This window comes from Paramicrobacterium chengjingii (genome assembly GCF_011751765.2).
Classification (GTDB): domain Bacteria; phylum Actinomycetota; class Actinomycetes; order Actinomycetales; family Microbacteriaceae; genus Paramicrobacterium; species Paramicrobacterium chengjingii.
Genome location: NZ_CP061169.1, coordinates 111,609 through 134,125 on the forward strand (window position 1 = coordinate 111,609; position 22,517 = coordinate 134,125).

General features: G+C 63.8%; 25 protein-coding genes. 14 read left to right on the forward strand and 11 right to left on the reverse strand.

Features of this window, described 5'->3' with window-relative positions; all coding sequences use genetic code 11:
* The first annotated feature begins 12 nt into the window (after positions 1–12).
* Positions 13–912: an ectoine hydroxylase gene (gene thpD / locus HCR76_RS00590; protein ID WP_166985900.1), complete on the forward strand. Its 900-nt coding sequence runs from the start codon at positions 13–15 to the stop codon at positions 910–912.
* Between the two features lie 123 nt (positions 913–1,035).
* Here the strand turns inward: thpD and HCR76_RS00595 are convergent, their stop codons facing one another.
* The gene (locus HCR76_RS00595) at positions 1,036–1,257 is read right to left on the reverse strand and encodes a hypothetical protein (RefSeq protein WP_166985898.1); all 222 of its coding nucleotides are present in this window, start codon (positions 1,255–1,257) and stop codon (positions 1,036–1,038) included.
* A gap of 103 nt (positions 1,258–1,360) precedes the next feature.
* Between HCR76_RS00595 and HCR76_RS00600 the strand changes: the two genes are divergently transcribed.
* The 3 genes from HCR76_RS00600 to HCR76_RS00610 all read left to right on the forward strand — a co-directional run bounded on the left by HCR76_RS00600 (position 1,361) and on the right by HCR76_RS00610 (position 4,154).
* A complete protein-coding gene (locus tag HCR76_RS00600) occupies positions 1,361–1,978 on the forward strand; it encodes a GyrI-like domain-containing protein (protein WP_166985896.1) in 618 nt (205 codons plus the stop codon).
* 140 nt (positions 1,979–2,118) lie between these two features.
* Positions 2,119–3,606 carry a glyceraldehyde-3-phosphate dehydrogenase gene (locus HCR76_RS00605; protein ID WP_166985894.1) on the forward strand — a complete coding sequence of 496 codons (1,488 nt, stop codon included), beginning with the start codon at positions 2,119–2,121 and terminating at the stop codon, positions 3,604–3,606.
* Positions 3,607–3,809: 203 nt separating this feature from the next.
* On the forward strand, positions 3,810–4,154 hold the full coding sequence (locus tag HCR76_RS00610) for a HepT-like ribonuclease domain-containing protein (protein WP_198248107.1): 345 nt from the start codon (positions 3,810–3,812) through the stop codon (positions 4,152–4,154).
* A gap of 15 nt (positions 4,155–4,169) precedes the next feature.
* Here HCR76_RS00610 and HCR76_RS00615 read toward each other — a convergent pair whose 3' ends face one another.
* Entirely contained in the window at positions 4,170–4,418 is a 249-nt protein-coding gene (locus HCR76_RS00615; protein ID WP_166985890.1) for a hypothetical protein, read from the reverse strand.
* A 42-nt stretch (positions 4,419–4,460) separates the two neighbouring features.
* On the reverse strand, positions 4,461–5,390 hold the full coding sequence (locus HCR76_RS00620) for an NADP-dependent oxidoreductase (protein WP_166985888.1): 930 nt from the start codon (positions 5,388–5,390) through the stop codon (positions 4,461–4,463).
* An 85-nt stretch (positions 5,391–5,475) separates the two neighbouring features.
* Between HCR76_RS00620 and HCR76_RS00625 the strand changes: the two genes are divergently transcribed.
* On the forward strand, positions 5,476–6,045 hold the full coding sequence (locus HCR76_RS00625) for a TetR family transcriptional regulator (RefSeq protein WP_166985886.1): 570 nt from the start codon (positions 5,476–5,478) through the stop codon (positions 6,043–6,045).
* Positions 6,046–6,074: 29 nt separating this feature from the next.
* Here the strand turns inward: HCR76_RS00625 and HCR76_RS00630 are convergent, their stop codons facing one another.
* On the reverse strand, positions 6,075–6,854 hold the full coding sequence (locus HCR76_RS00630) for an SDR family NAD(P)-dependent oxidoreductase (protein ID WP_166985884.1): 780 nt from the start codon (positions 6,852–6,854) through the stop codon (positions 6,075–6,077).
* Between the two features lie 74 nt (positions 6,855–6,928).
* Here HCR76_RS00630 and HCR76_RS00635 point away from each other — a divergent pair, with 74 nt between their 5' ends.
* The 3 genes from HCR76_RS00635 to HCR76_RS00645 are packed head-to-tail and all read left to right on the forward strand — an operon-like array spanning position 6,929 to position 9,417.
* Complete coding sequence (locus HCR76_RS00635; RefSeq protein WP_166985882.1) at positions 6,929–7,867, forward strand: AraC family transcriptional regulator; 939 nt, start codon at positions 6,929–6,931, stop codon at positions 7,865–7,867.
* 42 nt (positions 7,868–7,909) lie between these two features.
* Positions 7,910–8,650 carry an N-acetyltransferase gene (locus HCR76_RS00640; RefSeq protein WP_166985880.1) on the forward strand — a complete coding sequence of 247 codons (741 nt, stop codon included), beginning with the start codon at positions 7,910–7,912 and terminating at the stop codon, positions 8,648–8,650.
* A gap of 59 nt (positions 8,651–8,709) precedes the next feature.
* On the forward strand, positions 8,710–9,417 hold the full coding sequence (locus HCR76_RS00645) for a spermidine synthase family protein (protein ID WP_198248109.1): 708 nt from the start codon (positions 8,710–8,712) through the stop codon (positions 9,415–9,417).
* A 16-nt stretch (positions 9,418–9,433) separates the two neighbouring features.
* Here HCR76_RS00645 and HCR76_RS00650 read toward each other — a convergent pair whose 3' ends face one another.
* Entirely contained in the window at positions 9,434–10,267 is an 834-nt protein-coding gene (locus HCR76_RS00650) for a helix-turn-helix transcriptional regulator (RefSeq protein ID WP_166985878.1), read from the reverse strand.
* Positions 10,268–10,343: 76 nt separating this feature from the next.
* On the opposite strand from HCR76_RS00650, the gene ilvD reads away from it, so the two are divergent.
* A complete protein-coding gene (ilvD, locus tag HCR76_RS00655) occupies positions 10,344–12,263 on the forward strand; it encodes a dihydroxy-acid dehydratase (protein WP_166985877.1) in 1,920 nt (639 codons plus the stop codon).
* Between the two features lie 200 nt (positions 12,264–12,463).
* On the opposite strand, the gene HCR76_RS00660 is transcribed toward ilvD, so the two are convergent.
* Entirely contained in the window at positions 12,464–13,615 is a 1,152-nt protein-coding gene (locus HCR76_RS00660; RefSeq protein WP_166985875.1) for an SGNH/GDSL hydrolase family protein, read from the reverse strand.
* 63 nt (positions 13,616–13,678) lie between these two features.
* On the opposite strand from HCR76_RS00660, the gene HCR76_RS00665 reads away from it, so the two are divergent.
* Complete coding sequence (locus HCR76_RS00665; protein WP_166985873.1) at positions 13,679–14,164, forward strand: hypothetical protein; 486 nt, start codon at positions 13,679–13,681, stop codon at positions 14,162–14,164.
* Here the strand turns inward: HCR76_RS00665 and HCR76_RS00670 are convergent.
* Positions 14,106–15,029 carry an SDR family NAD(P)-dependent oxidoreductase gene (locus tag HCR76_RS00670; protein ID WP_166985871.1) on the reverse strand — a complete coding sequence of 308 codons (924 nt, stop codon included), beginning with the start codon at positions 15,027–15,029 and terminating at the stop codon, positions 14,106–14,108. The genes HCR76_RS00665 and HCR76_RS00670 overlap by 59 nt on opposite strands.
* Positions 15,030–15,112: 83 nt before the next feature.
* Between HCR76_RS00670 and HCR76_RS00675 the strand changes: the two genes are divergently transcribed.
* Entirely contained in the window at positions 15,113–15,649 is a 537-nt protein-coding gene (locus HCR76_RS00675) for a TetR/AcrR family transcriptional regulator (RefSeq protein ID WP_166985869.1), read from the forward strand.
* A 12-nt stretch (positions 15,650–15,661) separates the two neighbouring features.
* Here HCR76_RS00675 and HCR76_RS00680 read toward each other — a convergent pair whose 3' ends face one another.
* From HCR76_RS00680 to HCR76_RS00695, 4 genes are all read right to left on the reverse strand, one after another.
* Positions 15,662–16,747: an ABC transporter permease gene (locus HCR76_RS00680; RefSeq protein WP_166985867.1), complete on the reverse strand. Its 1,086-nt coding sequence runs from the start codon at positions 16,745–16,747 to the stop codon at positions 15,662–15,664.
* On the reverse strand, positions 16,744–17,733 hold the full coding sequence (locus tag HCR76_RS00685) for an ABC transporter ATP-binding protein (protein ID WP_342357118.1): 990 nt from the start codon (positions 17,731–17,733) through the stop codon (positions 16,744–16,746). The genes HCR76_RS00680 and HCR76_RS00685 overlap by 4 nt, the downstream gene beginning before the upstream one ends.
* 139 nt (positions 17,734–17,872) lie before the next feature.
* Positions 17,873–18,730, reverse strand: coding sequence for a MerR family transcriptional regulator (locus HCR76_RS00690; protein WP_166985865.1), 858 nt, complete (start codon positions 18,728–18,730; stop codon positions 17,873–17,875).
* An 11-nt stretch (positions 18,731–18,741) separates the two neighbouring features.
* Positions 18,742–19,293: a VOC family protein gene (locus HCR76_RS00695; protein WP_166985863.1), complete on the reverse strand. Its 552-nt coding sequence runs from the start codon at positions 19,291–19,293 to the stop codon at positions 18,742–18,744.
* Positions 19,294–19,370: 77 nt separating this feature from the next.
* Here HCR76_RS00695 and HCR76_RS00700 point away from each other — a divergent pair, with 77 nt between their 5' ends.
* The 3 genes from HCR76_RS00700 (at position 19,371) to HCR76_RS00710 (ending at position 22,466) form a co-directional block, all read left to right on the forward strand.
* Positions 19,371–19,820 (forward strand): NUDIX hydrolase, encoded by a 450-nt coding sequence (locus HCR76_RS00700; protein WP_166985861.1) that lies wholly within the window; start codon positions 19,371–19,373, stop codon positions 19,818–19,820.
* 103 nt (positions 19,821–19,923) lie between these two features.
* On the forward strand, positions 19,924–21,753 hold the full coding sequence (locus tag HCR76_RS17495) for an HNH endonuclease signature motif containing protein (RefSeq protein ID WP_244971442.1): 1,830 nt from the start codon (positions 19,924–19,926) through the stop codon (positions 21,751–21,753).
* Positions 21,754–21,860: 107 nt separating this feature from the next.
* Positions 21,861–22,466, forward strand: a complete 606-nt coding sequence (locus HCR76_RS00710) for a SagB/ThcOx family dehydrogenase (RefSeq protein ID WP_166985859.1) — start codon at positions 21,861–21,863, stop codon at positions 22,464–22,466.
* Positions 22,467–22,517 lie beyond the last annotated feature (51 nt).

Sequence of the window (22,517 nt, forward strand, 5' to 3'; positions counted from 1 at the left end):
AAGGAGGAGTACGTGACTGCAACCCAGACAGTCCAGGCCGATGTTTACCCGACGCGCACAGGTGGCGCCGAGAGGGTGCTCGACCGCGAGGATCCCACACTCTATGGCGCGGCCGACGACGGCCCCATGGATGCTGACACGCTCAGCGGTTACGACCGCAACGGGTATCTGGCGATCGACGAGCTGATCAGTTCCGACGAGGTCGCCGCGCTGACGGAAGAACTCGAGCGCCTGTCCGCCGATGAGAGCGTGCGGCGCGATGAGCGCACCGTGGTCGAAGCCGCGAGTGACGAGGTGCGCTCGATCTTCGAGATCCACAAAGTCAGCGACGTATTTGCGAAGATCGCACATGACCCGCGAGTTGTGGGCAGAGCCAAGCAGTTGCTCGGCTCAGACGTCTACATCCATCAGTCGCGCGTGAACTTCAAGCCAGGTTTCGAGGGCAAGGAGTTCATGTGGCACTCGGATTTCGAGACGTGGCACGCAGAAGATGGCCTGCCGCGCATGCGCACGGTAAGCATCTCGATCTCGTTGACCGACAACTACTCGTACAACGGGCCGCTCATGATCATGCCCGGCTCGCACAAGAAGTTCGTGTCGTGCGGGGGTGATACTCCGGAAGACAACTACAAGAAGTCCCTCATCATGCAGGGCGCGGGTACTCCTGAGAAGGAGACCCTCACGACGTTCGCCGACACCTACGGCATCGACGTGCTCGAGGGCGCGGCCGGAGGTGCGATCATGTTCGACTGCAACTGTATGCACGCATCGAACGGCAACGTGACGCCCTTCGCGCGGTCCAACGTGTTCATTGTGTTCAACAGTGTGGAGAACACCGCTGTCGAACCGTTCTCGACGAGCAGTCCTCGCCCCGAGTTTGCGGGAGCTCGCGACTTCACGCCTGCGGGCTGACCTCGCGGTCACACTTTCGGGAAATGCTGGCGGCGCGCCGATCTGGGCGTGCCGCCAGCGGCGTGTCGGGGAGAGTCTCCGGTTGGCCGAGCACTGTGTCGCCCTCTCTCCGGTCGCGCCCCGTCAGCCCTCGTCGTCTTCGTCGCGCATTCGGATGACAGCCAGGGCATAGCCGATGGCCACTCCCGCGCAGACAAGCGCAAGCCCTGCCACGATCCCGAGGGCGACGCGAGCGATGATGGGCAGGTCGCCGACCACGATGATCACGGCGAGCACGATCGTGATGAGTGTGAAGGCGATGCCGATAAGGGCGGAGCGCGCAGCGGAACGACCTGACTGTGTCATTGCGTACAGCGTAACCTTTCTTCCGGACCCGAAACCGAGCTCCAAATATCGTTGGCGCAAGCACCCGCGCGTCGCGTGAGCGACGATGCGGTAAAGGACATATATGCAGAACCACGACATCAAGAAGCAGCACCGAGCCCTCTACGCGCCGAAGCCGGGTGTGTTCGCTCTTGTCGAGGTGCCGACCATCTCGTACCTCATTGTCGATGGGCACGGCGACCCCAATACGTCAGATGACTACGCGGATGCTGTTGTCGCGCTCTTCTCGCTCTCGTACGGCATCCGGGCACTCGCCAAGCGGAATCTCGAGCGCGTGCACACCGTCGCGCCGCTCGAAGGCCTGTGGTCGGCCGACGAGATGGAAGCCTTCACAACGAGACGAAAATCTGACTGGGACTGGACGATGATGATCGCGCAGCCTGAGTGGATCGACGAGGACGTTGTGGCCGAAGCGACACGGACAGTGCGTCGAAAGAAAAATCCGGCGGCGCTCGAGCAGGTGCGCTTCGCGCAGCATCCTGGTCACCTGGCGGCGCAGGTGCTTCATGTTGGGTCATACGACGACGAGGGCCCCGTGATCGCAGAGATGCATGACACTTTCATTGCGAACGAAGGCTGCACACTCGCAGGCCACCACCACGAGATCTACCTGTCTGACGTGCGCAAGACGGTGCCCGAGAAGCTGCGCACCATCATTCGGCAGCCTGTCGAGCGTCTCTGACGGCTATCAGGCAGCCTGCCTGTCGCGGTCGGTAAACTGAACACACGCCCCGTTCTTCCACGTCTATCGACGTGCCCAAAATTCACTTACGACAACGCCGTCTGCTCACGAGGCAGAGCGGCAGAAGGAGCGCTAGCGCTGTGAACAGCACTGCAGAGGCCCACCGCACACACTGGATTGCCCGGGAGGAGCAGGCGGAGCGACTTATTCCGCTGGTGGGCGGTCTGTACCGCAACCACGGAGTGGTGACATCGATTCATGGTCGTCGGCTGATCGGGCTGTCGACGATCGACCTCATCAAGGCGCACAAGTTCGCGCGGCAGGTCGGTGCACAGACAATGTCGATGGATGCCTCGACGGCTGTGCTTGAAGCGCTCACGGCACTCAAACCGGCACCGGCATCTCTCGACATCGCCCGCCTGCACGCCGCCCACCGCGACCGCGGCGCAGACATGAGCCTTCTCGACTTTCTGCGGCAGGAGCTTGCCGACATTGTGGCCGATGACGCCGCAGAGTCCGAGCCACGAGACGTCGTGCTGTATGGGTTCGGCCGCATCGGACGACTCGTTGCCCGTCTGCTCATTGCTCACTCGGGCGGAGGCGCCGGGCTGAGGCTGCGCGCGATCGTCGTGCGCAAGGGCAGCGATGACGACATCATCAAGCGAGCGAGTCTTCTGCGCCGTGATTCCGTGCACGGGCCGTTCGCCGGAACTCTGACCGTTGACGACGAGAACAACACGATTCTCGCCAACGGAACCCTCATCCAGGTGATCTACTCACACGACCCGGCGACCATTGACTACACCGAATACGGGATTGAGAACGCGATCGTCGTTGACAACACCGGGCGCTGGCGCGACAGGGCCGGGCTCGAGCAGCACCTCCGCTCGACGGGGGTTTCGCGTGTGTTGCTCACGGCACCGGGCAAGGGCGATCTGAAGAACATCGTGTACGGCATCAATCACGACGACATTTCGGCTGGCGACAGCATCCTCTCTGCTGCCTCATGCACCACGAACGCCATCACTCCCGTGCTCGCCGCGATCGACGAGGCCTACGGCATTGTCCGGGGACACGTCGAGACCGTTCATTCTTACACGAACGATCAGAACCTGATCGACAACTTCCACAAGGGCGAGCGTCGAGGCCGGTCGGCTGCACTCAATATGGTGATCACCGAGACGGGCGCTGCCAAGGCCGTGGCGAAGGCATTGCCAGGGCTCGCGGGCAAACTGACGGGAAGCTCTATTCGTGTGCCGACGCCCGATGTCTCTCTCGCGATACTGAACCTGACGCTTGAGAACCACGCGGATCGAGACGAACTCAATGCGTACCTGCGTGCCGTGTCGCTGCACTCGAAGCTGCGGCAGCAGGTCGACTACATCGAATCGCCCGAGATCGTATCGACGGACTTCGTCGGCTCGCACCGAGCGGGAATCGTCGACGGGCTCGCGACCATCGCGGATGACGAGAACGTGGTTCTGTATGTCTGGTACGACAACGAGTTCGGGTACAGCTGCCAGGTTCTGCGGGTGATCGAGGAGATGGCGGGGACGCACCCCGCGGTCGTGCCGCCGCGTGAGAAGGTCACCCTCGAGTCGATGCGTGAGCTCGGTATCGGCGTCTGACCGTGCCGGTGTCGTGCCGAGCAGCGCGAAACTGAATCTGGTGTACAGGCGAGCAGTGACTCGCTTGTTTGTCCCGACGCCGACATCTTCGACCTCGCAGAACTCGTCAAGGAGCTCAAGAATCTGACAGGCATCCACGTGGATGTTGTTTCCGAGGGAGGCCTGCGCCTCGGAAACCCGATTTCCTCGGAAGCGGTGTCGATATGACGGATATGCCTGAGAGGACGCGGAGGGTGCTGCCTGACCTTCTTTCGTTCGCGGGTGCTGCCGAGAGGCTGGTGGCGAGAGGGCACGACGCATACGCAAACGACGAAGTGCTGAGGCTGGCTTCGGAAGCCCTTCTTCACAAGATCGGGGAGGCCGTGGGGAAACTGCCGGACGACTTCGTGGATGCGCATCCAGACGTGCCGTGGCGGGCGATGAAGGCAACGCGCAATCTTGTCGCGCACGAGTATGAGCAGATCGATTATGCGATCATCTGGAACGCACTCGCGGTGAGGCTGCCGGCCAGCGCAGAGATCATCAGAGAGATTCTTAAGGTTCGCTGACGACTGAGGGTTGTCTCAGCTGAGGTTTTTCACGCGGCGATGCTCGAAAAGCGTGTGATCGGGGCGTTCATTGCGCTTGAGTGCACCATCGGCATGGAAGCCGTGACGTTCGTAGAAGAAGTCGGCGCGGTCGGCAATGGACAGACCATCCAGAATTTCCTGGTCGATCAGACCGAAGTACCCGGTCTGCCAGGAGCGCACGTGCACGCCGGCGATCTGCTCGGCATCCGCCAACTCGGCTGCGCGGACAGCAAGATCATTCATAGACGGAACGCTACACGTCTGGTCGCCGCCGATGACGCACGTCTACGTCGTGATCACAACCTTGCCATGGACGTGTCGACCGGCCTGGAGCTCTACTGCTTCACGGAAATTCTCGAGAGGGAAGCTCGCTGCGATCGGCACGGTGATGGTGCCCGCGAGGATCGCATCGGTGATCCGCTCAAGGGAGCCTGGCGCGGCATCGGTTCCTCCCGTCGCGCGCACGCCTCCCGGAGGGTTGGCGCCGACAGCGATTGTCGAGATGCGTTGCGCTGGCACACCGAGTTCGAGTGCGGCCTCGGCGGTCTCTGCGCCGAACAGGTCGGCGGCCGCGGTCACGCCTTCGGGGGCGAGCGCACGGACTCGGCCAACAAGGCCTGTGCCGTACTCGACCGGCTCGACTCCGAGTGAGCGCAAGAACTCGAAGGTGCCAGGAGAGGCAGTTCCGATCACCCGCGCGTCGGCGAGCTTCGCCAGCTGAACGGCGAGGACGCCGACGCCGCCAGCAGCTCCTCCGATAAGAACGGTGTCTCCTGAACGGACGCCGATCGTGTCAAGGGCCGCGGCAGCGGTGAGACCAGGAGTCGGCAGCGCCGCGCCTACTGCATCGCTGATGCCGTCCGGCAACGGAAGCAGCCGGTAGAAGGCGGACGGCCCCGTCTGCACAATGGCATAGTCAGCGACGGCCTGCGCGATCGCACCGCCGTACACGCGGTCGCCCTCTGCGTAGCCTTCGGCTCCTGCCCCGATCTCGTCGACGACGCCGACGAAGTCGCTGCCGAAACCCGCCGGCAGCGTGATGCCCCATTTGGCCGCACCTTCGGGCATGGAAGCGATGATCCAGTCCATGGGATTCAGTCCTGCAGCGGTGACGCGGACGCGAACCTCGCCCGGCCCGGCGTGGGGCTCCGGAACTTCTTTGAGCTCAAGTACTTCGGGGCCACCGAACTTCTCGTAGATGACTGCGCGACTCATACTAACCTCCAGGGTGAGTGGGTGATGGGACTAAGTGCCATCACTATACACTCAATGATGGGACCAAGTCCTATAAGGTTGGAACATGCCCCGTTGGAAGCCAGACGCATACGCGCGACTCGTGGTCGCAGCTGTCGATCTGTTCGCCGAGCACGGCTACGAGAACACGACAGTGATAGAGATCGCTGAACGCGCCGGGCTGACAAAGAGCACGTTCTTTCGGTACTTCTCAGACAAGCGTGAAGTTCTCTTCGGCGGGGGAGCCGTGGCCACGGTTCTAGCGGAGGCGATCGATGAGGTTGCGGCCGACCGCTCGCCGCGCGAGGTCATCGCCAGCGCGCTTGACGCGGTGGGGAGCCAGACGTTCACACCGGAGACGCGGGAGTTCTCTGCGCGTCGCCGCGCCGTCATTGCCGCCAGCCCAGAGTTGCAAGAGCGTGAGGCACTCAAGGGTCTAGCGCTCACCTCGGCGATGTGCGACGGTCTCGTGCGGCGAGGATTGCCCGAACTGACGGCGCGGATCGCTGCGGAGTTCGGCGCGCTCGCCATGGACATTGCCTATGAGCGATGGTCGGTTCCGACGTGTGACGAAGACTTCGGGCTCGTAGCGCGGCAAGCGCTGGACGACGTCTACGAGGCGAGCACAGGAAGCTGACGCCAAGCGTCTCCGCCGGCACCGCGTCGTCACCAGGGAACGTCACCCTCGTCGCTGGTGAATGTGCCGGTCGAGCCATTCGTGCCGCGCATGGCAACCTCCACAATGTGGGCAGCCCCCTGCTCGACGGACTTGGTGCCCTGGAAGTCGTTCAACGCCGTGGCCGTCATGCCGGGGTCGACGATATTCACCGGAATGCCGTCCGGCTCGAGAGCCGTCGCGAACGCAAGGGTCACGGCGTGGAGGGCTGATTTCGACGCGGAGTAAAGGCCGAACATGCGGCGATGCGGATTCGTCGTGTCGGCGTTGGCATTCAACGAACCGCCCCCGCTGCCGACGGTGACGATGCGTGAGCCATCAGTGGACCGAAGCAGCGGCAGCAGCGCCTGGGTCAGCGCGATGACGCCGAACACATTGATCTCGTACATCTGCCTGACGATGTCGAGCGGAGCGACGGTGAGAAGTCCGGAACTGGCGCGCACCTCAAGAGGGGTGTTCTGATCGCCGAGGAAGGAGACGCCGGCATTGTTGACCAGAATGTCTAGCCTCCCGAACTCGGACTGAATTCTCGAAGCAGCTGCCGCCACGGATTCGGCGTCCGAGACGTCCAGTTGAATGGCGACAGCATCCTTGCCGATCTCGGCGGCGGCCTCGCGGCCTCGCTCACGATTGCGTGAGCCGACAAGCACGGTGATTCCGCGAACGGCAAGATCGCTGGCGACCTGGAATCCGATTCCTCGGTTTGCGCCGCTGACGAGTGCGACGGGACGTGTGGCCGTGTGGTTCTGCGTGGTGTCTTTCTGAGTCATGTCACTCAGTATTGTGCAGCGGATTTGTATGAGGAATAACGAATCGTTCGTAATCTATGCTCTATAGTTCAAACATGAGTACCGATCGCCTGACCGAGATTCTGAACCTCATCGACGTTCGCGGCGTCGTGTCAGGCGGTGCAGCACTGACAGGGCGGTGGAGGGCACACGGGCACGTCGCCGAAGAGTTGAAGTTCTGCGCTGTCGCGCGCGGCGAAGCCCAGCTGATGACGGACGGCATCGACGAGCCGATCGAGCTCGTGGAGGGAGAGATCGTCGTGCTCAATGCGCGATCGTGGCTCGAACTGCGTGGCGGTTCCGGCGATGGTCCGATCGACGACGTGGAGCAGCCATCGAACGGAACGATTGTGAGGCGTGACGGGGTCGATCTCGAACGCGCCGACGTGTTCATCGGCGGGCGCATCGACCTGAATGTCGAGGGGAGAGAGGTGCTCGCGGGCGCCCTGCCGCCGGTCGCCCACGTGCGTGCCGCTTCGTCGTCGGCTGCACGAATTCGGGGGCATGTGAACCAGATCTTCGCAGAGATCGTCGGGGATGATGCCGGGGCCGAGTTTGCCGTGCGGCAATACAGCCAGCTGCTCATTCTCGATGTGCTTCGCGCCTTCTCGGGCGGCATGGACATGCCCCCGGGCTGGCTGAAGCTGCTCGGTGACGAGCGTCTGCGACCAGCGCTCGACCTCATGCATGAGCATCCTGAAGTGTCGTGGAGCCTTGGCGATCTTGCTCGCGCTGCCGCACTGTCGCGCACAGGGTTCGCCGTGCGATTTCGCGAGGTGGCGGGAATGCCGCCGCTCGCATATCTGGTGAGATGGCGGATGCTGTTGGCACAGCGTGAACTGCGGGCTCCTGAATCCCGACTGCGTCCCATCGCATTCAAACTCGGCTATTCGTCAGAGAGCGCGTTCAGCACAGCGTTCAAACGCCATCTGGGGGAGTCGCCGCAGAACTATCGCACGAGAGTGCTTCAGCACGCTTCGCCCGCGGGCGTATAGCGCGCGCTCTACCAGTATAGCGCGCGCTCTACCATGGGCGTCATGGCATTGACGATCTCTGTGCTCGCTGAGCGCCTTGACCTGCTGCATGAGTTTCTCGAGATGGAGAGTCCCTGGCCGACATTCATGCGGCAGGATCCGATCGGCGCGCTGTACTACAACGCGCCCACGCTGACTCGCTTCGCCGAGCACATCCTTGTCTGCCAGGACGACGAGGGGCGGATCGTGGCGAAGGCCTATTCCATTCCGTTCCGATGTGAGAGCGATGAGCTTCCCGACGACGGGTGGGACGGTGCGATTCGACGCGGAGTGCGAACGAGTCTTGATGGCGGGGTACCCAACACCGTGGCGGCACTCGAGATCGTCATCGCGCCGTTCATGCAGGGACACGGGCTCTCTGGCCAGATCGTCGAGGCTCTGCGCGACAACGCGAAACGGCACGGGTATCGTGAGCTCGTCGTTCCGGTGCGACCGAATGGTAAGAAGGATGCTCGTGAGCCGATGTCGTCCTATGCATTCCGCACGCGAGACGATGGGCTGCCCGTCGACCCGTGGCTCCGCGTCCATGTGCGGGCGGGTGGGCGCATTGACAGGCTGGCTCCACGGGCAATGGTGATTCCGGGCACGCTCGCCGAATGGCGCGACTGGACGAACCTGCCCTTTGACCAGTCGGGGCCCGTTGAGGTTCCGCAGGCGCTCACCTTGGTGCACTGTGACGTCGACAATGGTACGGCCGTCTACATAGAGCCGAATGTGTGGGTTCGTCACCGCACAGGTGCGTAGGTCACGCCGTCGTGGCGAGGCCTTGCCTGTAGTGTGAACAGCGACGAAGAGGCGGCGCAGTGATCATTCGGTTCGAGGAGCTTGACTGGCAGCCCACCGCGATGGGGGATCTCACCCTGCGGCGACGCACCGAGCCGTCGTCGGGTCAGGAGATCTTCGAGGTAAAACTTGGCGAGGAGTTCCTCATGTCGAGCCTCTTCACCGTTGCCGAGGAAGAGCTCGCGAGTCTTGGCCTCGCCGCCGTCGAGGGCGTCGAGCTGACTGTGTTGGTCGGCGGTCTCGGGCTCGGATACACAGCCGTCACGGCATTGCGAGACGAGCGGGTGCGCGGCCTCACAGTGGTCGACCGCCTGGCAACGGTGATCGACTGGCACGAGCGGAAGCTGCTGCCGGTGTCGGCGGAACTCGTCGACGACGCGCGCACGAATCTCGTCGAAGACGACTTCTTCGCACTGATGCGTTCGAAGCCCGTGGGAGACCACAGTGGCTACTCCGCCATTCTGCTTGACGTCGATCATTCGCCACGTCATCAGCTGGACCCGACCCACAGCGATCTCTACGCGGCTGACGGGCTGCGAGCGCTCGACAGGCATCTTGCGCCGCGAGGAGTCTTCGCGCTGTGGTCAGATGATCCGCCGGACGGCGACTTCATGGGAGAGCTGGATGCCGTTTTCGACGACGCAGCTGCACACATCGTCGACTTCGACAATCCGGTCACCGGAGGGGTGTCTTCGAACACCGTCTACGTCGCGCGCAGCCGCAGCTGATCCGCGTAACCCGGCGCTACAGCTCGTGCAGGCGCGCGAGGCGCTCGACGGCATCCGTCTCTGGCATCGGTGTGTAGACGACCACGTGGATTTCGGGGTGGTCAGAAAGCGCCAGCTGGTGGTGCTCCAGGTGCAGCAGGCCGACATCAGGATGCTGAAACTGCCGCTCTCGTGAGGCGAAACGCTGCACGTCGCGGCTGTCCCAGCCCTCGCGAAACTCCGCGCTCGCCTCTCGCAGCCGTTCGACGAGCATGCCGTGCGCGGGGTCGCCGAGCCGCGGCCCGGTCTCGGCTCGGAACTCGCTGAGAAAACGGCGGCTTGTGCGCTCCCAATCGGGAAGGAGTGCGCGCACGTACGGGTCGGTGAACACGAGCCAGAGGAGGTTGCGATCGGCGTCGTCGACTGTGGCGATGCCGGGGAAGAGCAGCCGATACGCGGTGTTCCATGCCAGCACACCCCAGTCGGGCGCGAGCGCGAACGCCGGGTCGGCCCACGAGTCGAGCAGTCGCTGCAGGTGCGCCGGTGCGGTCGGCACGGGGGAGGGGTGCGTGGGCAGCGGGCTCGAATAGCCCAGCAGCGCAAGAACATAGGAATGCGCCGAAGAGTCAAGGCGCAGCGTGCGAGCGACAGCATCCACCACCTGCCTCGACGGATTGATGTCGCGCCCCTGCTCCAGCCAGGTGTACCAGGTGCCGCTCACACCCGAGAGGTACGAGACCTCTTCGCGACGCAGCCCGGCATCGCCGCCGCGGGTACGCGGGGGCAGGCCCACCTCGCTGCGCGACAGCTGGTTGCGCCGGGCACGCAGAAACGCACCGAGTTCGCGACGTCTCTCAGCATCGTTGGTCATTGCTCAATACTAGTAGTGACAGTACTAGTGCCAGTGACAACTTCCGCGCACAGCATCCGTCGGCCATTCTGATGTCATGCCAGCATTGCGTTCACGAACTGTCACTAACGGACGAAACATGGCCGGGGCCCGCGCACTGCTGCGCGCCGCCGGCGTCAAGGGGAGCGATTTCGGCAAACCGATCATCGCCGTCGCCAACAGCTTCACAGAGTTCGTGCCTGGCCACACGCATCTGCAGCCGGTCGGGCGCATCGTCTCCCAGGCGATTCAGGATGCTGGCGGCATCGCGCGCGAGTTCAACAGCATCGCGGTCGACGACGGCATCGCTATGGGCCACTCCGGCATGCTCTACTCGCTGCCGAGCCGCGACCTGATCGCCGACTCAGTTGAGTACATGGTGAATGCTCACTGCGCCGACGCACTCGTGTGCATCTCGAACTGCGACAAGATCACCCCGGGCATGCTGATGGCCGCGCTGCGACTCAACGTGCCGACGGTGTTCGTCTCGGGCGGGCCCATGGAGTCGGGCCGTGCGACGCTCGTCGACGGCTCGGTGCGCTCACTCGATCTCGTCGATGCGATCTCGGATGCCGTGAACGAGAACATCTCGGATGCCGACATGCTGCGCATTGAAGAAAGCGCGTGCCCCACCTGCGGTTCGTGTTCCGGCATGTTCACCGCGAATTCCATGAACTGCCTCACCGAGGCGATGGGACTGTCGCTACCGGGCAACGGCTCGGTGCTTGCGACGCACACGGCCCGCAAGGCGTTGTATGAGAACGCCGGTAAGACCGTCGTCGACATTGCGACCCGCTACTACGACGGCGACGACGCCTCGGTTCTGCCGCGCGCAATCGCCAGCCCGGCGGCCTTCGAGAACGCCATGGCCCTCGACATCGCGATGGGCGGCTCGACGAACACGATTCTGCATCTGCTTGCCGCAGCGCACGAGGCGGGCATCAAATTCGGGCTCGACGAGATCGACGCTGTATCGCGCCGAGTGCCGTGCTTGGCGAAGGTGGCGCCCAACGTGGCGAATGGCCGCACCTACTACATGGAAGACGTGCATCGCGCTGGCGGCATCCCCGCGATTCTCGGTGAGCTCCATCGAGGAGGGATGCTCAACGAGAACGTGCACAGCGTGCACTCGCCCTCGCTCACAGAGTGGCTTGCCAAGTGGGACGTGCGTGGCGGCACCGCGTCTGACGAGGCTACCGATCTCTGGTTCGCGGCGCCCGGCGGCAAACGCTCGTCGACGGCGTTCAGCCAATCGGAGCGGTGGGCCGACCTCGACACCGATGCCGCCGAGGGCTGCATCCACGATGTTGCACACGCATATTCCGTCGACGGCGGCCTCGCCGTGCTGCGCGGCAATCTCGCTGTCGACGGTGCTGTTGTGAAAACAGCTGGTGTCGATGAGTCGATCTGGAGGTTCTCGGGCCCCGCCGTCGTATGTGAGTCGCAAGACGAGGCGGTGCAGAAGATCCTGGCAAAGGAGGTGGGGGAGGGGGACGTCGTCGTGATTCGCTACGAGGGGCCCAAGGGCGGCCCCGGCATGCAGGAGATGCTGTACCCCACGTCGTTCCTCAAGGGACGCGGCCTCGGCAAGAAGTGCGCGCTCATCACCGACGGACGCTTCTCGGGCGGAACCTCGGGTCTGTCGATCGGGCACGTCTCGCCCGAAGCGGCATCCGGTGGTGACATCGCGCTTGTGGAGGACGGCGACACCATCTCGATCGATATTCCCAACCGGGTGATGACGCTCGACGTGCCCGACGAGGTGCTCGATGAACGCCGGCGTGCGCTGCTTGCCTCCGGCGGTTTCGTTCCCCGCGAGCGCGAGCGCATTGTCTCGCCCGCGCTTCGGGCCTATGCCGCAATGGCGCTGTCTGCCGACAAGGGCGCTGTGCGCGACGTCGACAAGGTCGAGCGCGCGCTGCGCCTCATGGAAGCACAGGATGCTCTGGGAGCAGACGCCGCTGCGGTGCAGAGCTGAGCGGGACAGCTCTGGTGCGGAACTGAACTGAGAGCCGCGGCCTTCGCGCTCACACATTCGGAGCTGCCCCTGCGGTTTCGGCGTGGCGGGAGCCTCTCGACGGTGTGTCGTCACGGATCTCCGAATGCGTGAACAGCCCGTCACAATGAGCTGATCGTCTGCTCCGGGAGACTGTCGTGTCTGCGCTGCGCCTCCCGCGCTCAGCTGGGCCAGGCGACTGCGGCGAAGCGCTCGCCGATGAGGCGGTGCGTTGCGGCATCCGGGTGCAAATTGTCAGGGAGCGGATGCTCGTCGGCATCGCCGGGTCCGTACAGTTCGAGCCCGTCGAGGTAGTGCAGGTGTGGGTCGTCAGCGGCGCGCTCGGCGACGATGCGTGCCAGCTGCTCGCGAATCACGGTGAGCGTCAGCTTGCCCGCCGCCACGTCGGCGGGGTCGCCCAGCGCCGTGAATTTCAGCTCACCGTGCGCGAGAGCATCCGGATCGAACCCGCCAGGCCCGGGTGTGTGCTCTTGAATGGGGCACAGAATCGGAGAGATGACGAGCAGCGGCGTCTCAGGATGGCCGTCTCGAATGGTGTCGAGAAACCCGTGCACTGCCGGCCCGAAGGCGCGGAGCCGCATCAGGTCGCTGTTCACGAGGTTGATGCCCATCTTGACGCTGATGAGGTCGGCCGAGGCGTCCCTGATCGTTCGCGCCATGAACGGGTCGAGAAGCGCGCTGCCGCCGAACCCAAGGTTCACGAGGTTGAGGTCTCGAGATCGGGCGACCAGTGCCGGCCAGATCTGTGTCGGACGCGTCGCGTTCGAGCCGTGACTGATCGAACTGCCGTGATGCAGCCAGACGGGGCGGTCGTCGGCGACAGGGTGCACGGGAGCATTGGTGTGCAGCGCAACGAGAGTGATCGCCTCGTTGTGCGGAAGCCAGAGCTCGACGCACTTGTCGCCCGCTGGAAGACTCGTGAAGCGGATGCGGTCGGGCGGGCTCGCCTCGACGCTGCGCTCACCCGTCTGCATGTCGATCGTGACGACAGTTGCATTCTTCAGCGAAGCCTGCGCGGTCACGTCGCCGTCGATGACGAAGTCAAAGATGCCGTGCGGTCGCGCCGGAACGCCGCGGAACCCGAAGCGAACGGCGCCGGCCTCAAGCTCGATGCTAGTCGCCGCCGTTGTGAAGACGAGCCTCACGCCCGAGGGCTGAGACTCCGCCATGTCGATCTGCGGGTCGGCTGCCTGCCGCCGCGCCCATGCGGGCAGGCGATGCACCGTGAGGCCGTTGTCCGTTGACTCCAGGGAGTGTGCGCCGTGAACGAGCTGATCGGTGATGGTTGTGGTGAGTGAATCGTGAGTGGGCATATGCTCTTTTCCGTGGTTCCGAGTCTGCCACGGGTTGTCAGCCGCCGCCCACATACTTGAAGCATGTGGCGGCCCGTGCGAATCGTGACGATGACGCTCGGCGCGATCATCGGTGGAGCAGTGGCGGCGGGGCTGTACGTGCTTGTCGGAACGCTCATCGAGAGCGCGATGCTGCACGCCGAACTGGTGCCGGACATTGCGGTGATCTACGGATTGATCGGCGCTGTCGCCGGAGCGATAATCGGGCTTGTGTGCGGCGTCGCGGCAGCCGCCGTTGTTGTTTCGCTCCGCCGATCGCGTCGTTCTCGTGCGAGAATCTGGTGGGCGACGCTCGCCTCGGTAGTTGCCGGAACGAGCGTTTTGGCCTGGATGTTCGGAGCCCTGAGCTCCATCGAGCACAACCTGGCACTGATCGGAGCTGGAGCGATTCTCATCACTCTGCTCGCGTCCATCGGGCTGACATTGTGCGAGCGTCGGCAGCGGGCGCGGATCACGCGAGCACATGCGTCCCGGAGAGCCGCTCAAGCTGCTCCCAGACGCCCGCGCTGACGCCCGGCTCCGGTGCGGCGGTTCTCGGCAGGGGTGCGATCGAAACAGGAAGCCCGCGGATGCCTTCGCGTGGCGCGTAGTACTCGCCGCCCGTCGCGGAGGGGTCAGTGAGCGCGCGCACAGCAGACCACGCAGCCGCATCTTTCCCCTGTGCCCACGGCGTATAGGGGTTGCGCTGGTACGGGGTGGTCGCATCCCTGATGCCGGGTCGAAGCGGCGTCTTCGCGTCGACGCCGACACCGGGGTGCGTCACGAGTGACGAGACGGGGAGCCCGGCTGCGCGCAGTCGACGGTCGAGTTCGAACGCATAGACTTCCGTCGCTGTCTTCGCTTGGGTGTAGGCGGCGATCGACGGCCATGGCGTGTGCGTGAGGTTGTCGACAGACATGCGGAAACGGCGCACAAAACCTGTTGAGGTGTGCACAATGCGCGCGTAACTACCCTCTGACGCGTGAGCAAGCGCGGGCAAAAGGCGTGAGACGAGTGCAAAGTTTCCGATGGCATGGCTCGCCATCATCACTGGAAGCCCGTCGACGGTTTTTGCTCCACTCACGGCCGTCATCACTCCGGCGTTGAGCAGGATGCCCTCGAGGCGAGGTGTGGCGGCGAGGGCATCGCTCGCGCGCGCAATGGAGTCTAGGGACGTCATATCGATCACGACGGATTCCAGGGAGGCTCCGGGCACCTGCAAACGAAGTGTCGCCTGTGCCACCTCAAGTTTATCGGCAGAGCGAGAGGCGAGAACGACGTTCGCGCCAGCGCGCGCGAGCTGCTCCGCGGCGAAGTAGCCGATTCCGGCTGTCGCACCGGTCACGGCAATTGTGCGACCTGTCTGGTCGGGGATGCGGTCTGGATTCCAGGTCATGATGTCTCCTTGTGAAACGGATACGGTATCCAGTTAACGTAGCACGATGTGGATACTTCATCCGTTTGAGCTACGATGGAGTCATGTCCGCGCTCAGATCCGATGCCGCCCGCAGCAGGGCGCGCATTCTTGAGGTGGCCAAGCTCGAGAACCCAGACGACCTCCGCTTCAACCACATCGCGCGAGAGGCCGGCGTCGGTGTCGGCACCGTCTATCGGCACTTTCCCAGTGCGCATGCTCTGAAAGAAGCACTCACCGCCGAGACGCTGGCAGCGATGGTGCAGCTCAGCCGAGACGCGGCACAGGAGGTGGATGCCGCGGTAGCGCTGAGAGCGTTCGTGAGCGCCGCCCTTCAACTGCAGCTTGAAGACGGAGGCCTGCAGGCCGTGCTTCTGTCGCCCGATGACGAGGACTCGTCAGTGCGCGAGATGAAGCACGAGATCTTCGCCACGTTCACGAACGTGTTCAATCGCGCACGTGAGAGCGGCGCCGTGAGGCGCGACGTGACGGTGGAGCAGATTGAGCACCTGATCTGCGGCATCGAACATGCAGTGCGGCTCGGGGATGCCGAACACCGGGAGGTGTTTCTCGACATTCTGCTGACCGGCCTGCGTTCCTGAGTCGCGCAAGCCTCAGGCGATGCGGCTGCCCTTCGGAAGACGCTTCGCTGGAGTGCGGGTGCGAACGCACGCCCACCAGAGCGCGCCGGCTGCCAACAGAACATGGATGCCGAGGCCGACAAACCAGCTCGGCACTGCGGCATCGTGTGTCTCTTCCGGCGTCGGCTGATCGGCGAGGTACGTCATTCCGGGCTCACCGCCGTTGCAGTCGTCAATCACACGCTCGAGTTCCGGAGGCGACTGCAGTGAGCGCACACCGGACGACATCGTGCTGAAGAGGTTGGTGGGGCTCCCGTTCGAGTCGAACCCTCCGGGTGCGGCATCCGCAATCACCACATAGGGGTTCGCCGCGAGAATGCCCCAGTACAGATCGAATCGAGGCTGGTCGTATGTGCGAATCTCGGGGTCGAGACACACGGGGTCGATAGGCGCACCCGTCGCTTCGTCGTACTCATCGGCCTCGTACCCGATATACGTCTCTTTCACCGTCGACGTCGTCACGCTGCCGAGCAATCCGAACGCGATGAGCGTTCCGACGCTGAGCGCCGCGACAACAAGGTAGCTCAGCACGATGGAGAACAACGGGCGCGTCACAATCGCAGAGAGGGCGACGCCGAAGGCGGCAAACACCCCGAGTTCTGCGGCGAGCACAATGACGGAGACGGCGATGGTCACCGCGTTGAGATTGCCGAGCAACAGCGCAATGAGAATGAACGGGATGCTCGCAACGAGAAACGCGAGCGAGCTGATCCACGCCGCAACGAACTTGCCGAGCACGATCTGCGGTGTGGTCACAAGGGTGACCTGGGTGGTGGCGAGCGTGCCAGCATCCCTCTCGCCGTTGACGGCGTTGCCGCTGAATGCGGGGGTGGCGAGCGTGCCGAGCAGAAGCACGAAGTAGAGAATGAGCGAGAACAGCCAACCGCCCGCCCCGCTGTCGACGCCGCTCGCCCACGTGCGCGTTGTGAGCCACAGCAGAACAGTGACAATGGCGACGAGCGCCACGAAGATGCCGACGAGCACGTACCAGGCAACGCCGCGCACGCGCTGTCGCAGTTCGAGGCCGATAATGAGGCCGAGGCCGCGCAAGAACGTCATTGTGCGTCTCCGTCAGAGTCGAGGTTCGGATGCCGATGAGCTGTGCTGTTCTTGGTGAGATCGAGGAACGTGTGCTCGAACTCGCCCACGGCCGGCGCGAACGAGGTGACGGCGACGCCAGCCGCGACGAGAGCACTCAAGAGCTGTGCGGCATCTGCCTCGCCTGTGACGCGCACGAGGACTCCACGGTTGTCGGCGGCAATGTTCTCGGGCGCGACGCCGATGCTCGCGAGTGGCTCCGCAAGCGACGAGCCCTCGAGGGCACGGATGCGCCACTGGCGTGTGGACGTGGCTGCGTGCGTGAGTGCGTCGCGTGACGCTGTGACGCCGTCGGACATATAGACGGCAGCATCCGAGATCTCTTCGAGCTCTGCCAGTTCGTGACTGGAGATGAGCACCGTCGCACCGTCGTCGGCAATGCGTCGCAGGGTTGCGCGCAGTTCGGCCCGGGCAGACGGATCGAGCCCCGATGCCGGCTCGTCGAGCAGCAGAACGCGTGGGTTGTGAACGAGCGCTCGAGCAAGACTGAGTCGTTGCTTCTGGCCGCGCGAGAGCACTCTCGCCGGCCGGTCGGCGAGAGAGGCGAGCCCGACGGCGTCGAGCAGTTCGGCAGCACGATTCGCCGCTGCCTGTGCGTCGAGGTTGTACATGCGGCCGATCGTCGTGAGCGCTGTGCGCGGACTCAGAGACGACCAGGTGCCGAGGCTGTCGGGCATCCAGCCGATGAGGGAGCGAACGGCGGCGGGGTCTGCGCTCGGGTCGACTCCCGCGATTCGGATGCTGCCGGCATCAGGCTGCAGCAGGGTGGCGAGCATGAGCAGGAGAGTTGTCTTTCCCGCGCCGTTGGGGCCGACGAGTCCGGTGATGCTGCCTCGCGGGGCCGCGAATGTTGCGTCGGTCACGGCATGCACGCTGCCGAACGATCGGGCGACGCTGTCGACGACGATTCCGTCGGCAGGCGGCGAATCGGTCATCGACTCGGTCACGGTGGTCCTCCTCGGGGGCTGCGAAGGCTCAGCGCCCTTCAACTGTGAGTCAGCGTATCGCGGCGCTTGCGTCACGCTGGCCCTGCAGCATCCTGTCTCAGACGATTCCCTGCCTCGGACCGTGCTTTCGTCGGCAGCCTCACTCCCAGGTGGCCGTATCGGGGTCAACACCGTGCGCGCGGGCATTCGCATCGATAGCGTCGCGCAGCCAGGTGGCGAGCCCGGGCGCGACGCCATCGAAGTGCGCGCGGAAGCCCGGGTCATCGGCATACATGCGCCCGATGCAGACGTGCATCGAGATGGTGCAGTCGAAGTACCTGCACAGGGACTCTCGGTGCGCGTCAGCCAGCGCGTTTGCCTCGGAGCTGCCCGCACGAACGCCGCGAGCCAGTGCCGCGGCGAGCGTGGAGTTGAGCTCGTGGGTCTGCTCTGCGATCTGCTCCCAGTCGGCAGTCTCGCGGTCCACAGCACGCTCGGCGTATTGCGTCCACTGCGTGCTGTCTCCCCATTTCTCGCGAGCCTGACGCGTCCAGTCGGGATTCCAGTCATCACCGAAGATTCGCACCTGCTCGTCAGCGGTGAGCGGGAGGCCGGCGTCGACGGTGTCGATCATGCGGTCGAGCGCGTGGTGCATTCTCTGCAGCTCGTCGATGCGATCGGCCAACTGTTCGCGCTGGCCGCGTAGCGTATCGGCGGTCAGCTCCGCCCCCGAGTCGAGAACGGCACGAATTCTCTCGAGAGGCAGTCCAAGTTCTCGATAGAGCATCACTCGGTGTATTCGAGCGATGTCCGCAGTGGTGTACAGGCGGTAGTCGGCGGGGGAGCGCTCACTCGCCGTCACGAGGTCAACGGACTCCCAGTGGTGCAGGGTGCGCACGGTGATGCCGGTGCGCTGCGCGACAGCACCGACGGTGAGGCCCCCGTGCGAGGCGGCCTCACCGTTGGTGCCACCCCCTTCTCGGGAGGTGGCGTCTTCGTCGCGGGAGTGTGGACTCACAGCATCCAGTCTCACTCCTTCTCGGTCGCGTCGGGAACCAGGTACCCCTCGTTCCGGAGATTGTCGGCCTCGTCGCTTGACGGGTCGACCCCGCGTGCTGCCGAGAAGATCACGCGAGTGTTCTCTGGAGTGCGCACCTCGAGGTCGATCGTGGGCCACGGCATAGCGCGGGGCCCGATCGTGCAGCCAGGCGAGAGCTGTTCGCATGCCTGTGCGATCCCGTCGATCTCGCTCAGCACGCAGGAGAAGCTCACGGTCATCGCCGGCGTGTCGTGTGCGGGTTCACCGGCGACGAGGAGGGCGTCTTGAAAGGCCCAGCGTCGCATATGTGAGAGCTGCCCAGGCACGGAGAAGAGGTCGATGAAGCCGAGGCCGCGCGTCCAGAAATCGACGGATGCTGCCAAGTCAGCGGTTGGAATCGTGACGAACATGGGCATGCCGTAGATGCCGCGATACACCTCGGGAGGTGTTGCGTTTGGCCCCGGCTCGGGGACGGGGCTCATTTCGAAGGCGCTGTAGAACGGGGCAGAACCAGTGTCTGTGTTGTCAATGTCGTTGGTCATGGAGACCATCGTGAACCCTGACGTCGCGTGAGGGTCAAGCGGCGCGCCTCTTGCTGAGTTGGGCATAACATGGGCGAGTGTCGATTGATCGCCGCCGTATCCGGGTCAAGGCCATGCTCGTCGCGCCGAACACCGGGGGAACCGCGCACGCAGTCAGTCTCAATGCCCCGACGCTGGAAAACCCGCGAGGATACCATCGCCTCATCGGCGGCAGTGTCGAGTTTGGCGAGACGCATAGGGCTGCTGTCAAACGTGAGGTTAGTGAGGAACTTTCCGCGGCAATCTGTAATCTGCGATACCTCGGCGTGGTGGAGAATATTTTCCAGATAGACGGTGAGACCGGGCATGAGATCGTGTTCGTCTATACCGGTCATCTTGACCCCGAGCCGGCGGTCATGGACGCGACACTCACGGAGAGCGACGGATCGGTCGTTCCTGTCGTCTGGCGCCGTTTCGACGACAGCGACGAACAGCTGCCCATCTATCCCGCCGAGGTAATGCGCCTGCTGGAAACTTCAGCCGAATAAGGTGCAATGCCTCCGCATGCCCCGGTCGATTTTGCGGTCAAAAGTGCAGAGAAATCTTCGAAAAAGACTAGTACATACGTTCGAATATTGGTACACTTGAGGCATGGAAAACGAGGATGTCGCACCTGAGGGTCACCAGCCCGAAGAAGCCCCTCTTTTTCATGACCGAGCACGCTCTGCGGGGGCTGACCGCGTAAGTCTGTCGGGTCTTGCACTTGAAGAAGTCGCCCGCATCGATCGCGAGATCGCGCGAGCACAGGAGCGTCGTACGGCTGTGTTGCATGGTGCGCGAAAGCTCGCCGAGTCGGCAGCCGAGTTCGTCGTTCTCGATTCTCAATCCAAGACACCCGCACGGGTAGACGAGCTCGGCTTCCGGGCGTTCGTCGCAGAGGCGGCGGTCATGCTGCGCGTGCCTGAGGCGACGATGCGCACTCAGATCGAAGAAGCGACAACGCTGCAGCGGCATCTTCCTCAGACACGGGCGGCGCTCGCCTCCGGAGACATTTCGCACCAGCATGCGCGTCGGATCATCGACCAGTCGTGGTCATTGCCGCGTGACGCGGCCGCTGGTTTCGAGGCAGCCGTTGTGCCTCTTGCGCAAACGCAGACTGCGGCGCAGTTCTCCCGAGCCGCTCGCATCATGCGCGAGCGCATGCACCCCGAGTCGATTGTGGATCGCCGAAAGAAGGCAGAAGACGGTCGGTGCGTCAGCTATCAGCCACTGCACGATGGCATGGCCTCGGTCGAACTGATTCACACAGCCGACGTCGCGACGGCCATCTACAACGCCACTATGGAGACGGCGCGAGGGCTGCAGGCAGCTGATGAAACGCGCTCCCTCCCCCAACTCGCTGCAGACGTTTTCGCCGACGCGACAGTGTCGGGTTTCATCGACCCGCAGCCGGGCGCTGACACATCGCCGTTGCCGAGTACATCACATGCAGACGATGCAATCGGTTCCAGCACAGCCGGATTGAGCGTCGATGTTCTTCCTACGCGCGGCCGATATCTGTACACACGCCCACCTCGACGGCGACGAGAACTTTCCGCGTGGCTTCGTCAGCAGCAGAAGCGTGAGCGCAAGCGACTTCGCGCTGACGGCAAGCCCGTCTCTCTTGCCTCCGACCGCCCGGTGCCGCACCAGGGCGCAGCAGTCAATACGATGACGATGGATCGTGCTCTCAGGCTTGCTATTTCAGATCGACGACGCGACGACGTAGCCATCGAACTGGGTGCGAATGAGTCGCTTCCCGAGGCGCTCCTTGGCCAGGTCGTGACGTCAGCCCGCGCTCGGGTTCGTGCGTGTCGCATAGAAGCATCCGCTGGGCAAGGCGTTCGGTCTGCGCTTGGCGTCGGTGACCGTCGCCGCGCTATTCGTCCGACCGTGATGGTCACCGTGCCGGTGCTCAGCCTTCTCGGGCATGCAGAAGATGCTGCCGATCTCGACGGCTATGGCCCGATTGATTCCGAGACGGCGATGGCTCTCGCTGCAAACGCACCGTCGTTCTTGCGGCTGCTCACCCATCCAGAGACCGGAGCCGTCGTTTCGGTGGGGCGAGACAGCTACCGCGTCCCCGCCGATCTCGCACGTGCACTCCGGGTGCGCGACAGCACGTGCCGATTCCCCGGGTGCAATCGCAAGGCAGTGTGGTGCGACATCGATCACACGGAAGATTGGCAATGTGGCGGCAAGACCGATATGACGAACCTGGCACACCTCTGTCGAAAGCATCACACTCTCAAACACAGCACTCTGTGGAGAGTCGAGCAAGATGCCGAAGGGCGCATGACGTGGACGAGTCCCGCGGGCATCACCTACATCACTGAGCCCGACATCGCTGTCCCCGGAGCTGCACAAGCGGCCAATCGCCAGCCTGGTGTCGAGCCTCCCGACAGGACCGCCAGCGGGTACGGCGAATCGCCACCCTTTTAGAGAGGTCCCTCGCCTCAGGCTGTCGTGCGTGACCAATGAGTACCGAGCGGCTTGTGGAGCATCAGTGCAGGTTGACGAGGTTTTCAGCGCATGCCACGTTGGTGATCATGATCGCTTTGGCCGCTCCACGTCCGCGTCGTTTTGGGCACCTTCTGGAGCGTCGCCGGTCCACGCGAAACTTCACCACAACTGAGATCCAGCTTGAGCGCATCGCTGACGCACTATGGCATGCAGCGGGTGAGACTCACGAGGGCCGCCGGGTCAGTGCATCGGCCCGTGCGACATATCCGATCACCCTCACTCTCGTGGCGGGTGCGGTGACAGATCTGCCTATCGGCACGTACCGGTACGAGCCCAGAGAGCATGCCCTCGAGCTTGTCGCCGCCGGCGACGCCAGACAAGACGTGGCCGAGATGACACTCGACGCACGCGAATGGATCGGTGACTGCCCTGCGCTTCTCATCCCCAGTGCAAATACAACACGTGCGCCGTCGGCACTCGCCGACCAACCCGCCGAGCACGCCAGGCACTTCGCCTGGATGGAAGTTGGATTTCTCGCGCAGAACGTGTCGATCTGGGCTGCCGAGACAGGACTCGGCGCCGTCGTCATCGCGGGTTTCGACGATTCGAAAGCGAAAGCGGTGTCCGAGCTGCTTCTGCCCGCGGAAAACGAGCTGCTCGCTGTCATCGCGATCGGAGCGCGTGCTCGCTGACGGTCCGATATCCCCCTTAAGGCGGATAGAAAATGTCGGATGCTTCGGGTT

What these genes read in the sequence shown, in the direction of transcription:
- HCR76_RS00595 (WP_166985898.1), bottom strand. Translation starts at nt 1,257, where the DNA reads ATGACACAGTCAGGTCGTTCCGCTGCGCGCTCCGCCCTTATCGGCATC.
- HCR76_RS00600 (WP_166985896.1), top strand. Translation starts at nt 1,361, where the DNA reads ATGCAGAACCACGACATCAAGAAGCAGCACCGAGCCCTCTACGCGCCG.
- HCR76_RS00610 (WP_198248107.1), top strand. Translation starts at nt 3,810, where the DNA reads ATGACGGATATGCCTGAGAGGACGCGGAGGGTGCTGCCTGACCTTCTT.
- HCR76_RS00615 (WP_166985890.1), bottom strand. Translation starts at nt 4,418, where the DNA reads ATGAATGATCTTGCTGTCCGCGCAGCCGAGTTGGCGGATGCCGAGCAG.
- HCR76_RS00620 (WP_166985888.1), bottom strand. Translation starts at nt 5,390, where the DNA reads ATGAGTCGCGCAGTCATCTACGAGAAGTTCGGTGGCCCCGAAGTACTT.
- HCR76_RS00625 (WP_166985886.1), top strand. Translation starts at nt 5,476, where the DNA reads ATGCCCCGTTGGAAGCCAGACGCATACGCGCGACTCGTGGTCGCAGCT.
- HCR76_RS00630 (WP_166985884.1), bottom strand. Translation starts at nt 6,854, where the DNA reads ATGACTCAGAAAGACACCACGCAGAACCACACGGCCACACGTCCCGTC.
- HCR76_RS00635 (WP_166985882.1), top strand. Translation starts at nt 6,929, where the DNA reads ATGAGTACCGATCGCCTGACCGAGATTCTGAACCTCATCGACGTTCGC.
- HCR76_RS00640 (WP_166985880.1), top strand. Translation starts at nt 7,910, where the DNA reads ATGGCATTGACGATCTCTGTGCTCGCTGAGCGCCTTGACCTGCTGCAT.
- HCR76_RS00650 (WP_166985878.1), bottom strand. Translation starts at nt 10,267, where the DNA reads ATGACCAACGATGCTGAGAGACGTCGCGAACTCGGTGCGTTTCTGCGT.
- ilvD (WP_166985877.1), top strand. Translation starts at nt 10,344, where the DNA reads ATGCCAGCATTGCGTTCACGAACTGTCACTAACGGACGAAACATGGCC.
- HCR76_RS00660 (WP_166985875.1), bottom strand. Translation starts at nt 13,615, where the DNA reads ATGCCCACTCACGATTCACTCACCACAACCATCACCGATCAGCTCGTT.
- HCR76_RS00665 (WP_166985873.1), top strand. Translation starts at nt 13,679, where the DNA reads ATGTGGCGGCCCGTGCGAATCGTGACGATGACGCTCGGCGCGATCATC.
- HCR76_RS00670 (WP_166985871.1), bottom strand. Translation starts at nt 15,029, where the DNA reads ATGACCTGGAATCCAGACCGCATCCCCGACCAGACAGGTCGCACAATT.
- HCR76_RS00675 (WP_166985869.1), top strand. Translation starts at nt 15,113, where the DNA reads ATGTCCGCGCTCAGATCCGATGCCGCCCGCAGCAGGGCGCGCATTCTT.
- HCR76_RS00680 (WP_166985867.1), bottom strand. Translation starts at nt 16,747, where the DNA reads ATGACGTTCTTGCGCGGCCTCGGCCTCATTATCGGCCTCGAACTGCGA.
- HCR76_RS00695 (WP_166985863.1), bottom strand. Translation starts at nt 19,293, where the DNA reads ATGACCAACGACATTGACAACACAGACACTGGTTCTGCCCCGTTCTAC.
- HCR76_RS17495 (WP_244971442.1), top strand. Translation starts at nt 19,924, where the DNA reads ATGGAAAACGAGGATGTCGCACCTGAGGGTCACCAGCCCGAAGAAGCC.
- HCR76_RS00710 (WP_166985859.1), top strand. Translation starts at nt 21,861, where the DNA reads ATGATCGCTTTGGCCGCTCCACGTCCGCGTCGTTTTGGGCACCTTCTG.